Below are 12,612 nucleotides of genomic sequence, written 5' to 3'. Positions count from 1 at the left end.
CTCGCGAGCCCGCTCGGTCAGGCGAACAGTTGCTGGAGGCGCCGGATGCCCTCCAGCAACTGGTCGTCGCCGAGCGCGTACGAGAGGCGCAGGTATCCGCTCGGTCCGAATGCCTCGCCCGGCACGACCGCGACCTCGGCCTCTTCGAGGATGAAGTCGGCGAGTTCGAGCGACGTGTTCAGGGTACGGCCGCCCCATTCGCGCCCGAGCAGCCCGGTGACGTCCGGGTAGACGTAGAAGGCGCCGAGGGGCACCGGTACGACCACGCCCTCGATCTTCGACAGCTCATCGACGATGAGTCGCCTGCGGCGATCGAACGCGAGCCGGAACGTCTCGGCCTCGTCCTGCGGTCCGGACAGCGCAGCAAGTGCGGCGCGCTGCGCGATGTTGTTGACGTTGCTCGAGAGGTGCGACTGCAGGTTGGACGCGAGCGCGATCGCATCGCGCGGGCCGACCATCCAGCCCACCCGCCATCCGGTCATGGCGTATGTCTTGGCGACGCCGTTGACCAGGATCGTGCGGTCGGCCAGGGCGGGAACCGCCTCGACGATCGAGACCGCTCGGGTGGCTCGCCCTGAGCCTGTCGAAGGGTAGACGAGGTTCTGGTAGATCTCGTCCGAGATCACCCAGATGCCGTGCTCGAGCGCCCATTCGCCGATGGCCCGGGTCTCTTCAAGGGTGTAGACGGATCCGGTGGGGTTGGAGGGCGAGACGAAGACCAGAACGGTCGTGCGCTCGGTGCGCGCGGCCTCGAGCTGCTCGACGGTGACCTTGTACTCCTGGTCGGCGCCGGCGAAAACCTCGACGGCCACGCCGTCGGCCAGGGCGATGGCCTCGGGGTAGGTCGTCCAGAACGGTGCGGGGAGTAGGACTTCGTCGCCCGGGTTCACGACGGCCTGGAACGCCTGGTACACGGACTGCTTGCCGCCGTTCGTCACGACGATCTGGGCGGGGTCGACCTCGAGCCCGGAATCGCGCAGGGTCTTGGCCGCGATCACCTCACGCAACACCGGCAGGCCCGCCGCGGGGGTGTAACGGTAGTTGGCGGGGTCGTGCAGCGCTTCGGCCGCGGCATCGACGATGAACTGGGGGGTGGCGAAGTCAGGCTCGCCCGCTGCGTAGGAGATGACGGGACGCCCGGCGGCCTTGAGAGCCTTCGCTTTCGCATCGACCTTGAGGGTCGCCGACTCGGCGATAGCGGACAGTTTGCGGGAGAGCGGAGCGCGTTCGGTCACGTCTTGAATCGTAGTCGCGTGACCCGCGCCCCGCCCTCCCACCGCCCCTACACTCGCGAACCGCCCCCCGACCGCAGGCGAGAGAGGGCGTCAACCGTGGCGGCCAGAATCAGCACCCCACCCGTCACCAGCAGGTTGATACCGGCCGGCAACCCCAGCAGACCCAGCCCGTTGGTGATGACCGAGATGACGAGGGCGCCGATTGCCGCGTGAACGAGACGGCCCTTGCCGCCGAACAGGCTGACCCCGCCGACGACCGCGGCGGCCACGCCGCTCAGCACGATCTCTCGACCGACTGTCGCGTCGACCGAGCCCACGCGGGCGACACTGAACAGGGCCGACAGCACGGCGAGGGTCGAGCAGATCACGAATGCCCACCACATGACGAGCCGGACTTTGACGCCCGAGCGCCGTGCGGCCTCTTTGTTGCCGCCGATCGCGTAGATGTAGCGGCCGAACTTGGTGCGGTCGAGCAGAAGCGTCCCCAGCCAGAGCACCACGAGCACGATCGGCACGATGACCGGTACGCCCTCGACCGCGACGATGGACTGCCCGCGGTTCTGGTTGAGGACGTACACGACCAAGCCGCCGATGAGCGCGATGGCGGCGAGCTTGATCCACACCACGGTGATCGTCCGATTGGGTACGCCCGCCCGAGTGCGGCGCCTGCGATCCCACCACGAGGTCCCGCCGGAGATGAGGAGCATGATTGCCAGCAGAGCCCAACCCGCCCAGACCGGCAGGTTGCTGTTTTGGATGGCGACGAGCTCGGGGATCTGGAGGCGGTACAGGCCACCGTCGCCGATGATCAGCAGAGCGAGACCCTGATACCCGAGGAACAGGCCGAGCGTGACGACGAACGAGGGTATCCCCACCCTCGCCACGAAGAACCCGATCAGAGCGCCAGTGCCGAAGCCGACCGCGAAACCGATCAGCAACGCAAGGGGCCACGGAACGCCGAACTGTCCGTTCAGGACGACGAAGAGGGCCATCGCCACGCCGCCCGTCACACCGGCCGACAGGTCGATCTCGCCGAGCAAGAGGACGAAGACGAGCGCGATCCCGAGCATCACCAGGGTCGATGCCTGGTTCATGAGGTTCGCGAAATTTCGTTCCGTGAGGAAGTACGGGCTCAGTGCGCTGAAGAGGATGCCCAGTACCACGAGTCCGCCGATGGCGGGGAGAGCGCCCATGTCGCCGGAGCGGACCCGCTGCCACCAGGCCTTGACCTGGTCGATCAGACCGCCTTCTATGCCGGAGCCGATCATGCCCTCGCTCGTGAGGGGCGGGGTGGCGTCCTTCGAGGGGGTGGTCATTCTGCGCCTCCCGTGGCGATCGTGCTGGTCTCTTGGACGGTGAATCCGGGGGGTGTCTTGGTGCCGGTGATGTACCCGACGATGTCGTCACGCGTCGTTTGCGAGACCTCGAGCTGTGCGACGAGCTGCCCCAGGTAGAGCACCGCGACGTCGTCTGCGACCTCGAAGACGTCGGCCAGGTTGTGGCTGATGAGGACGACCGCGACGCCCTGTTCGGAGAGGCGGCGAACGAGGTTGAGCACCTGTTCGGTCTGGGCGACGCCGAGGGCGGCGGTCGGTTCGTCGAGGATCACGACGCGCGCCTTCTTGAGGACGGCACGAGCGATGGCGACGGTCTGGCGCTGGCCTCCGGAGAGCGACGAGACGCGCTGACGCACGGACTTCACGGTGCGTACCGAGAGGGAGCGCAGCGTGTCGGATGCCTCTTTCTCCATCCGGCCCTCGTCGAACGTGCCGAATGAGAGTTCTTCGCGCCCGAGGAACATGTTCTGGACGATGTCGAGGTTGTCGCAGAGAGCCAGGTCCTGATAGACGACCTCGATGCCGAGGGCCGCCGCCTCGCGCGGCGTGGTCAGGTCGCGGTGGACACCGTCGATCCTCACCTCGCCCTGGTCGTAGGGCTGAACCCCGGCGAGTCCCTTGATGAGCGTGGACTTTCCCGCTCCGTTGTCGCCCACGAGTGCGGTTACCTTGCCGGGATAGACCTTGAGGTCGATCCCCTTCAGGACAGAGACGGGGCCGAATGACTTCTTCACTCCGACCAATTCGATAATCGGGTCTGGCATGTCGTTCCTTCGAGGGTCAGGTTCGAGGCGTTGTCGGGGGCGCCGCATCATGCTGTCGATGCGACGCCCCCGGATGGATCGAGCTACGGTGCCGTGACGCCGAACTCTTCGCAGGCGGCCATGACATCCGGCGTGCAGACGTCGTCGTATGCGGCGTCGCCGGCGGCGATGACGTCGTTGACCATGTCCGGTCCGACCAGGATCGGCGTGACCTGGATATACGGGGTTCCGTCATCGAGTTCCGCGTCAGCCGACGGCTTTTCACCGCTGAGCAGCGCAACTGCCACCTCGACCGCGGCCTCCGCCTCGTCCTTGACGGGCTTGTAGACCGTTGCGGTCTGCCATCCCAGCAGGATGTTCTGCAGACCCGCGACATTCGCGTCCTGACCCGAAACAGCCACACCGCTGAGGTTGTTCTTCTGCAGGACAGCGATGACGCCGGCCGCGTTGGTGTCGTTGGCCGCCCAGACGCCGTCGACCTTGCCGCCGAGCGCGGTCAGCGCCTGCTCGAAGTTGGTCTGCGATTTGGCCTGGTCCCAGATTCCCGGGGGCTCTTCGGCGGGCTTGATCCCGGCGGCTTCCATCACTTCGACGGCACCCTCCTTGAACATCGCCGCGTTGCCGTCGGTGGGGTCTCCGCCCATGTAGACGACGACCGCGGAGGCCGGGTCCTTGCCGGCCGCCTCGAGGCCATCGAGCACCGTCTGGCCCTCCATGCGCCCCACCTCGACGTTGTCGAACGACACGTAGTAGTCGGCGCCCTCGAAGGGGCGGTCGTAGGCGATGACCGGGATGCCCTCGGTCTTGGCCTTCGCTGCGACTGCCTCGGCCGCGCCCTGGTAGTCGACGAGCAGCATGACGCCGCAACCCTGGGTGAGCTGCTGGTCTGCGATCGTGGAGTACTTGTTGACGTCGCCCTGCGCGTTTTGGATGTCGACCTCGAACCCGGCCCCTTCGAGGCCCTCCTGCAGGTACTTGCGGTCGAAGTTCTCCCAACGCGGGGAGGATGCGGCGTCCGGAAGGATCACGCAGGCGCGCCCAGCGGCGTCGCCCCCGCCGCCTTCCGATGACGACGGTGTGCCCGAACCGGAACAGCCGGCCAGCAGCATCGCCGAGGCTCCGACGGCGGCGAGCGCCGGGAGCAGCAGAGATTTCTTCATCTTTCGCCCTTCCACAATGAATATGCGATTGCCGGGGCATCAGTGCCCCGCAGGTCGATCATGACGATGCGGATGGCTAACGTCAAGAGTTGAACGCAAGAATGATTGGGAGCGGTACCGAATCGGTTCGACCAGTGATCGGGAGGTGATTGCTGAGCAGCCTGCCCGCTAATGGACGCGAATAGTATGCATTACGCGCAGAGCGATGCGGGTTTCGTGCACGCGGCTAAGAGCAACGATTCAGTAACTGAACTCAAGAACACGCGATTCGAGGCTGTTCGTTCAATTTCGGCCGTGCGTCGCCCGACTCTTTCGCGACGTCGAGTCGAGGATGACCGCGAGCACCAGCACGACCCCCGTGACGACGAAACGTACCGACGAGTCGAGGCTCAGCAGTGTCAGGCCCGACGAGATCGACTGGATGACCAGGATGCCGAGCAGCGCCGCCCATGCCGTCCCTCGCCCGCCGAACAGACTCGCGCCGCCGATGACGGCGGCGGCGATCGCATTGAGGTTCGTGTCGGCAGTTCCTGAACTCTGGCTCACGGCGCCGAGGCGCGCGGCGGCGAGGATGCCCCCCGTCGCGGCGAGTGTCGAGCACAGCACGAACGCCGACAGGTAGATCCGGTCGACGCGAATGCCCGCACGTCGCGCGGCCTCGACGGAGCCGCCGACGGCGTAGACGGCGCGCCCCCACCGGGTGCGGGTGAGGGCGAAGTCCGCCACGGCGATCAGGAGGACGAACAGCAGGAAAGAGAACCCGACGCCGCGCGACAGATTGAGATACCACGCGGCCGCTCCCAGCCCCGCGAGCAACAGGAGGGCGCGAACGGCGATGGAGCGCGTGCTCTGGTAGGTCAGGTTCGCCCGCTCGCGTCGCCGTGCCGTGCGCAGCCGTGCCCAGGCGTTCCCGGCGACGGCAAGCAGAATCACGGCATAGGACGCCCACGGAGGGAGGAACATCTGCTGTGCGAAGACGACGAGCCACGAATCGAACGGCAGGTTGATCGAGCCCTCTTCGCCGAGGACCCAGAGCTGCACGCCCAGTATTCCGAGCAGCCCCGCGAGGGTGATCACGAAGCTCGGGATGCCGAACCGCGTGTACAGGAACCCGTACAGCAGGCCGACCGCTGTTCCGGCGAGCATACCGGCGAGCACCGCCGCGATGACTGGCCAGCGGGCCTGAACCATTGCCACAGCCAGCATGGCGGCCGACAGGCCCGACACCGATCCCACCGACAGGTCGATCTCGCCGACGAGCAGCACGATGACGACCCCGAGGGTGATGGTGCCGATCGCCGCGCACTGCAGGGTCAGGTTCACGAGATTGCTGCTCGACAAGAAGACGGGATTGAGGATCTGGAAGATCGTCCAGATGATCGCGAGACCCAGGACGACGGGCACCACGCCCAGATCTCCGGTGCGTGCTCGGTCTATCACGCCGGTCGTACCGTCGCGCACGCGATCCGCCGCCGCGGATAGGGGGCGGCGGGCCGGATCGGACGCACTCATCGGGGCCTTCCGGTACGACGCTTACCGCGATCCGTGAGCGAGACCACACCCGCTCCGGGTCTGTCCACTGCCGCAGCGTCGATCGCCGCAGCGTCGATTGCGGCGGGGTCGATGGCAGCGGGGGGAGTTGCGCGCGGTGGATCGAGCGCGCCCGTAATCGCTGCCAGCAGGGTCTCGGTCGTGATCTCGGCGACGTTGTAGACACCGTTGTTGCGCCCGAGCCGCAGCACCGCGACTCGATCGGCCACGGCCATGACGTCGGCCATGTTGTGGCTCACGAGCACAACGCCGTGTCCGCGCTCACGCAGTCGTTCGATCAGATTCAGAACCTCGGCGGTCTGGGCGACCCCCAGGGCGGCCGTCGGCTCGTCCAGAATGACGATCTTCGGCTCACCGACGAGCGAACGCGCGATCGCGACCGTCTGGCGTTGGCCCCCGGAGAGGGTCGACACGTGGTCGCGCACCGACGGGATGCGGGCCGAGAGGTCGCGCAGCAACGACCACGTCCGCTGTTCCATCTCGACCTCGTCCAGGCGGCCGTCGGTGACGAGTTCGCGGCCGAGCCAGACGTTGGCCACGACGTCCAGGTTCTCGCAGAGCGCCAGGTCTTGAAACACCGTTGCGATTCCGAGGTCGTGCGCATCCGCCGGATCCGAGAGCGACACACGCCGTCCGTCGTACTCGAGCGTCCCGCTGTCGGGGGCATGGACCCCCGCGAGCATCTTCACCAGCGTCGATTTGCCCGCCCCATTGTCGCCAACGAGGGCGACGACCTCGCCCTCGTTGACCCAGAAGTCGACGTTGCTCAGCGCCGTGACGGCACCGAAACGCTTGGTGGCGCCGGTCACGGTCAGGATGCGGTCTTGTCTGATCCCGGTCATGGCGAGGTGAGTCCCGCCTCAACACACGCTCGTGCGTAGTCCTCGGTACAGATCTGCTCGATCGTCCAGAATCCGTCGGCGACGACCGTGTCAGCGATGTTCGCCCGCGTGACGGCGACGGGCAGCAGCAACGTCGCCGGAATCCCGTCGATCTGCACGGTGGATGTCACGTCCTCGCCCTTCGCGAGAGCCACGGCGACCTCGGCGGCCTTGCGGGCTTGGGGCCGGACATCCTTGAACACGGTCATGAACTGGTCTCCCGACACGATGCGCTGGATCGCCGTGAGTTCGGCGTCTTGACCGGTGACCAGCGGCAGGGGGCTGACGTTGGCCGCTCTGAGCGCCGAGACCGCTCCGCTCGCCGTACCGTCGTTCGCGGCGTACACGCCCTCGATCTGGTCGCCGAAACGGGCGACCTGGCCGGCAACCCACTCCTGCGCCTTGTCGGGGCTCCAATCGGGCGTGTCGTACGACGCGAGCACCGTGAGGTGGCTCGAGTTGATGACGCTCAGCGCTCCCTCCTCGAACTGTGGGGCATTGCTGTCGGTGGGCGAGCCGTTGACCATGAGTATTCCGCCGCTCCCGCCCGTGGCGAGCGCGTTCACGAGGGCCTGCGCCTGCAGCACCCCCACGAGAGCGTTGTCGAATGAGACGTAGTAGGCGATGTCGCCGCCCGAGATCAGTCGATCGTACGAGACGACCGGAACGCCGAGACCGTTGGCCGCGTTGACGATGCTGATCGCCGCCTCGGCGTCGACCGGATCGAGCACAAGGACGGATATGCCCGCGGCGAGCAGGGACTCGGCCTGCTCCTGCTGTTTACTCATGTCTTGATCGGCGTTGGCGTAGAGCACCTCGTAGTCACCGAGTTCGGCGACCCGCTGCTCGAAGACGGGCCGGTCGAAGCTCTCGTAGCGCGCCGTCTTCGCGTCCGGAAGCAACAGCCCGATCTTGACGGTGCTTCCCATGAGCCCGGAGCACGCGCTGAGCATCGCCGCGAGGATCACGAGCATTGCTGTCAGCATCACGAACATCGACGCGCACCCCAGCACCGCGCGTACGCGGCCGGGCCGGGCAAAGCGGATCCCCATCGACACGCGACGAGTCTAGGGTCGCGATCACGCGGGAAGAGCGACCGTCTCCGAATCGACGCGCACATGATCGAGCGCGACAGCAATGGCTCCGCGCGTCTCGGTCCATTCGCCGAAGCTGGATTCGACGATCTCGGGGAGCTCGCCCGACGCCGAGAGTGCCGCCCGCTCGAGCGCGTGACGCATGGGGGCGAGCAGGATCTCGCCCGCCCGCGCGAGCTCGCCGCCGACGACGATCGCCTCGGGATCGAAGAGATTCGTCAGGCTTGCCGCCGCGATGCCGAGGTGCTTTCCCGCATCCGCGATGACGCGACGCGCGCGCCCGTCGCCGGCCTCGGACGCCTGCACCAGGTCGCCCAGGCGACGGAAGCCGCCGTCGGGCGCGAACAGGCTGAGCAGCGCCGGGCCGCCCGCGTAGGTCTCGAGGCAACCGCGGTTCGAACAGCGACACACGGGGCCGTTCTCGTCGAGCGTGATGTGCCCGATCTGACCCGCCTTCCCGTTCACCCCGCGGAAGAGGTCGCCCCCCACGACGAGGCCCGCGCTGATCGTCTGCCCCACGCGCAGGTACACGGACGACGCCGAGGTGCGGGTTGCTCCCTCCCGCGCCTCGGCGAGGCCGCCGAGGTTGGCTTCGCCGTCCACGAACACGGGTCGACCCGTGCGTGCCGAAAGGCTGGCCGCGACGTCGACGCCCTCCCAGCCGCGCAGCAGGCCGGGAACCGAGATCCATCCCGTCCGCGGATCGATCGGCGCGGGCAGACCCAGCCCGATCGCCAGGATGTCGGACAGCGAGCCGCCGATCGAATCCATCATGTCGCTCAAGAGCAGGGTGAGGCGGTCGAGTTCGGCGTCGTGGCGATGATCCACCGGGAGGGGCAACGTCGACTGGGTCACGATCGTGCGCGTCGCATCGGCGATCGCGATGTGCAGGTGGCGAGACGAGAAGTGGGCGCCCGCTACGATGCCGAGATGCCGCGCCAACGAGACGAGCGTGGCGCGACGACCGCTCCGCGAGGTGATCGAGGTGTTGAGGACCCCGGCGGCCGTGAGCTCCTTGACGATGTTCGACACGGTCGCGGGGGAGAGGCCCGTGATGCCCGCGAGCTCGACCTGGGTCAGGCGTCCGTAGCGCTTCAAGCTGTCGGTCACGCGGGCGCGGTTCGCCTCTCGCAGAGAGGTCTGCGAGCCCGGAGAGGCCTGGAACCGTGCCACGACGCTCACTGTAGCGGACCCCTCCGGGCTTGCATCCTGCCGACTTCACCCGGCTAGCTCAGCCGAACTGGCTCATCGTGTTGTCCTTGCCGCCCGCCTTGAGGGCGGCGTCGCCCGCGAAGTACTCCTTGTGGTTGTCACCGATGTCGCTGCCGGCCATGTTCTGGTGCTTCACCGTCGCGATGCCCTCGCGGATTTCGCGGCGCTGCACGCCCGTGACGTAAGCGAGCATGCCCTCGTCGCCGAAGTAGCCCTTGGCCAAGTCATCCGTCGAGAGCGCGGCCGTGTGGTACGTCGGCAGGGTGATGAGGTGGTGGAAGATTCCCGCGCGGGCCGAGCCATCCTTCTGGAAGGTGCGGATCTTGTCGTCGGCGAGGCGCGCGAGCTCCGAGCCGTCGTACGAGACGCTCATCAGGTCGGCGCGGTCGTAGGACGACACGTCGGCACCCTGCGCGGCCAACTCGTCGTATGCCTGCTGACGGAAGTTGAGCGTCCAGTTGAACGACGGGCTGTTGTTGTAGACCAGCTTCGCGTTCGGGATGACCTCGCGGATCGCATCCACCATGCCGGCTATCTGCGCGATGTGGGGCTTCTCGGTCTCGATCCAGAGCAGATCGGCGCCGTTCTGCAACGAGGTGATGCAGTCGAGCACGCAGCGAGCCTCGCCCGTGCCGGGGCGGAACTGGTACAGGTTGCTCGCGAGCCGGCGGGGGCGCAGCAGCTTGCCATCGCGCCGGATGATGACGTCGCCGTCGGCGAGGTCGGCCGCGGGGATCTCTTCGACATCCAGGAAGGCGTTGTACTGGTCGCCGAGATCGCCGGCTGACTGCGAGACGGCGAGCTTTTGGGTCAGGCCGGCGCCGAGCGAGTCGGTGCGTGCGACGATGATGCCGTTGTCGATCCCGAGTTCGAGGAACGCGTACCGGACGGCATTGAGCTTGGCGATGAAGTCGTCGTGCGGAACCGTGACCTTGCCGTCCTGGTGCCCGCACTGCTTCTCATCCGACACCTGGTTCTCGATCTGGATCGCGCACGCGCCGGCCTCGATCATCTTCTTCGCCAGCAGGTACGTGGCCTCGGGATTGCCGAACCCCGCGTCGATGTCGGCGATGATCGGCACCACGTGCGTTTCGTAGGTGTCGATCTGGGACTGGATGAATTCCTCGGCCGTCTCGTCTCCCGCGGCGCGGGCGGCGTCGAGCTTCGTGAAGAGAAGATCGAGCTCGCGCGCATCGGCCTGTCGAAGGAACGTGTACAGCTCTTGGATGAGCGCCGGAACCGAGGTCTTCTCGTGCATGGACTGGTCGGGCAGGGGCCCGAACTCCGAGCGCATCGCGGCGACCATCCACCCCGACAGGTAGAGGTAGCGCTTGTTCGTCGTCTTGAAGTGCTTCTTGATCGAGATCAGCTTCTGCTGCCCGATGAAGCCGTGCCAGACACCCAGGGACTGGGTGTACAGCGAGGAGTCGCCGTCGTACTCGGCCATGTCGCGCCGCATGATGTCGGCCGTGTACTGGGCGATCTCGAGGCCCGTCTTGAAACGGTTCTGTGCGCGCATGCGCGCAACGTACTCGGGGTGGATGGCATCCCAGCTCGGGCCGTTCTGCTTCTTGAGGGCGTCGACGGCTTCGATGTCGTCTGCATAGGTGGTCATGTCAGTCCCTTTGGTGGTGGTTGAGGTCGGCCGCGCGATTAGGCGAGCTCGACCAGGTACTTCGCGTAGGCGGGGAGCGTGAGGAAGGCCGGGAAGTCGGTTCCGAGCGCCACCTCGCGGAAGATCTGCGCGGCGTCGTCGAAGCGGTCGGCCGCGCTCCGGTCGACCTCGCTCAGGACCTCGTCGATCAGACCCTCGATGTACTCGCGGGTGATTGGGTCGCCCTCCGCGGTGGAGCGGTCTTGGTGGATCCACTGCCACACCTGGCTGCGCGAGATCTCGGCGGTTGCGGCATCCTCCATGAGGTTGTCGAGCGCCACAGCTCCCAAGCCCCGCAGCCACGCTTCGATGTAGCGGATCGCGACAGACACGTTCGCGTGCACGCCGGCAGCGGTCACGGGGCTGCCGATATGCACGTCGAGCAGATCGGCTGCCTTCACGTGGACGTCGTCGCGCTGGCGGTCGAGCTGGTTCGGTCGGTCGCCGAGCACCGCGTCGAACTCGGCCATCGCGGTCGGGATCAGGTCGGGGTGCGCCACCCACGTGCCATCGAACCCGTCGCCGGCCTCGCGCTTCTTGTCGGCGGCCACCTTCTCGAACGCGCGCTGCGTGACCTCGGGGTCGCGACGGTTCGGGATGAACGCGCTCATGCCGCCGATCGCGAAGGCTCCCCGCTTGTGGCAGGTCTGCACCAGCAGTTCGGTGTAGGCCCGCATGAACGGCACCGTCATCGTCACCTCGCTGCGGTCGGGGAGGACAAACCGTGCCCCACGGCCGCGGTAGTTCTTGATGATCGAGAAGATGTAGTCCCACCGGCCCGCGTTCAGGCCCGCGATGTGGTCGCGCAGTTCGTAGAGGATCTCGTCCATCTCGAACGCGGCGGGCAGCGTCTCGATCAGCACCGTCGCGCGGATCGTGCCGTGGGGGATGCCGAGGTAGTCCTCGCTGAACGAGAACACGTCGTCCCAGAGGCGCGCCTCTTCGCTGGATTCGATTTTCGCGATGTAGAAGTAGGGCCCGCGTCCGGAATCGATCAGCGCCTGGGCGTTGTGGAAGAAGTAGAGGCCGTAGTCCACGAGCGAGCCGGATGCCGCGAGCTGGCGTCCCGCGCGATCCGTGTACCGCAGGTGGTTCTCTCCCAGGTGCCAGCCTCGGGGGCGCATCACGATGGTGGGCGTGCGCTCGGCGGTGACCTCGTAGGTCTTGCCCTCCGGGGACGTGAACGACAGCTCACCCCGGATCGCGTCACGCAGCGACAGCTGGCCCTCGATCACGTTCTTCCACGTGGGGGATGTGGCGTCTTCTTGATCGGCCAGCCACACCCGCGCGCCAGAATTGAGCGCGTTGATCGTCATCTTCGGGTCGGTAGGGCCGGTGATCTCGACGCGGCGGTCCTCGAGGCCGGGGCCGGCGCCCGCGACACGCCAGGTATCGTCGGCGCGGATGTGCGCGGTGTCGTCACGGAAGCGGGGGTCGTGCCCGTTACCGATCTCGAAGCGGCGGCGCATCCGGTCGGCCAGGCGGTCGTACCGACGGGACGAGAAGCGGTGGTGCAGCTCGGTGAGGAAGGCGAGCGCCTCGGCAGTGAGGATCTCGTCATACCGGTGACCGACTGCGCCGAGGACCTCGATCGAGGGTGCGGTGTGCGTGAGGGGTGGTGTGTGGGTGTCCGTGATGGTCATGGTCCCTGTCCTTCGGGTGATCGGTGTGCCTCGGTGGGCTTTCCTCCACTGTGGGTGAAGAAGCAACTGCACCGTTGCCGA

At 66.9% G+C, this 12,612-nt stretch carries 10 protein-coding genes; all 10 read right to left on the bottom strand.

Annotated features, from left to right (window positions below):
* Positions 1-17: 17 nt before the first annotated feature.
* Positions 18-1,235 (bottom strand): pyridoxal phosphate-dependent aminotransferase, encoded by a 1,218-nt coding sequence (locus ACT9TC_RS05970; protein WP_458042483.1) that lies wholly within the window; start codon positions 1,233-1,235, stop codon positions 18-20.
* A gap of 47 nt (positions 1,236-1,282) precedes the next feature.
* Complete coding sequence (locus ACT9TC_RS05965; protein ID WP_458042482.1) at positions 1,283-2,551, bottom strand: sugar ABC transporter permease; 1,269 nt, start codon at positions 2,549-2,551, stop codon at positions 1,283-1,285.
* Entirely contained in the window at positions 2,548-3,336 is a 789-nt protein-coding gene (locus tag ACT9TC_RS05960) for an ATP-binding cassette domain-containing protein (protein WP_458042481.1), read from the bottom strand. The genes ACT9TC_RS05965 and ACT9TC_RS05960 overlap by 4 nt, the downstream gene beginning before the upstream one ends.
* An 83-nt stretch (positions 3,337-3,419) precedes the next feature.
* A complete protein-coding gene (locus tag ACT9TC_RS05955; RefSeq protein WP_458042480.1) occupies positions 3,420-4,496 on the bottom strand; it encodes a sugar ABC transporter substrate-binding protein in 1,077 nt (358 codons plus the stop codon).
* Between the two features lie 282 nt (positions 4,497-4,778).
* Entirely contained in the window at positions 4,779-6,008 is a 1,230-nt protein-coding gene (locus ACT9TC_RS05950) for a sugar ABC transporter permease (RefSeq protein WP_458042479.1), read from the bottom strand.
* The gene (locus ACT9TC_RS05945; RefSeq protein ID WP_458042478.1) at positions 6,005-6,889 is read right to left on the bottom strand and encodes an ATP-binding cassette domain-containing protein; all 885 of its coding nucleotides are present in this window, start codon (positions 6,887-6,889) and stop codon (positions 6,005-6,007) included. The genes ACT9TC_RS05950 and ACT9TC_RS05945 overlap by 4 nt, the downstream gene beginning before the upstream one ends.
* Positions 6,886-7,980, bottom strand: a complete 1,095-nt coding sequence (locus ACT9TC_RS05940; protein WP_458042876.1) for a sugar ABC transporter substrate-binding protein — start codon at positions 7,978-7,980, stop codon at positions 6,886-6,888. Before ACT9TC_RS05940 ends, ACT9TC_RS05945 begins: the two co-directional genes overlap by 4 nt.
* 27 nt (positions 7,981-8,007) lie before the next feature.
* On the bottom strand, positions 8,008-9,195 hold the full coding sequence (locus ACT9TC_RS05935) for an ROK family transcriptional regulator (protein WP_458042477.1): 1,188 nt from the start codon (positions 9,193-9,195) through the stop codon (positions 8,008-8,010).
* Positions 9,196-9,253: 58 nt separating this feature from the next.
* On the bottom strand, positions 9,254-10,849 hold the full coding sequence (locus tag ACT9TC_RS05930) for an isocitrate lyase (RefSeq protein ID WP_458042476.1): 1,596 nt from the start codon (positions 10,847-10,849) through the stop codon (positions 9,254-9,256).
* Positions 10,850-10,887: 38 nt separating this feature from the next.
* Positions 10,888-12,531 (bottom strand): malate synthase A, encoded by a 1,644-nt coding sequence (gene aceB, locus ACT9TC_RS05925; RefSeq protein WP_458042475.1) that lies wholly within the window; start codon positions 12,529-12,531, stop codon positions 10,888-10,890.
* Positions 12,532-12,612: the final 81 nt, after the last annotated feature.

The sequence above is a fragment of the Microbacterium sp. HM-570 genome, from assembly GCF_054165885.1.
The sequence above is the reverse complement of the archived record's forward strand: the minus strand, read 5'-3'. Positions and strand labels throughout refer to the sequence as shown.

Bases quoted from the DNA above. Each gene is read 5' to 3' on its own strand.
- ACT9TC_RS05940 (WP_458042876.1), bottom strand. From the start codon at position 7,980: ATGGGGATCCGCTTTGCCCGGCCCGGCCGCGTACGCGCGGTGCTGGGG.
- ACT9TC_RS05965 (WP_458042482.1), bottom strand. From the start codon at position 2,551: ATGACCACCCCCTCGAAGGACGCCACCCCGCCCCTCACGAGCGAGGGC.
- ACT9TC_RS05960 (WP_458042481.1), bottom strand. From the start codon at position 3,336: ATGCCAGACCCGATTATCGAATTGGTCGGAGTGAAGAAGTCATTCGGC.
- ACT9TC_RS05930 (WP_458042476.1), bottom strand. From the start codon at position 10,849: ATGACCACCTATGCAGACGACATCGAAGCCGTCGACGCCCTCAAGAAG.
- ACT9TC_RS05955 (WP_458042480.1), bottom strand. From the start codon at position 4,496: ATGAAGAAATCTCTGCTGCTCCCGGCGCTCGCCGCCGTCGGAGCCTCG.
- ACT9TC_RS05945 (WP_458042478.1), bottom strand. From the start codon at position 6,889: ATGACCGGGATCAGACAAGACCGCATCCTGACCGTGACCGGCGCCACC.
- aceB (WP_458042475.1), bottom strand. From the start codon at position 12,531: ATGACCATCACGGACACCCACACACCACCCCTCACGCACACCGCACCC.
- ACT9TC_RS05950 (WP_458042479.1), bottom strand. From the start codon at position 6,008: ATGAGTGCGTCCGATCCGGCCCGCCGCCCCCTATCCGCGGCGGCGGAT.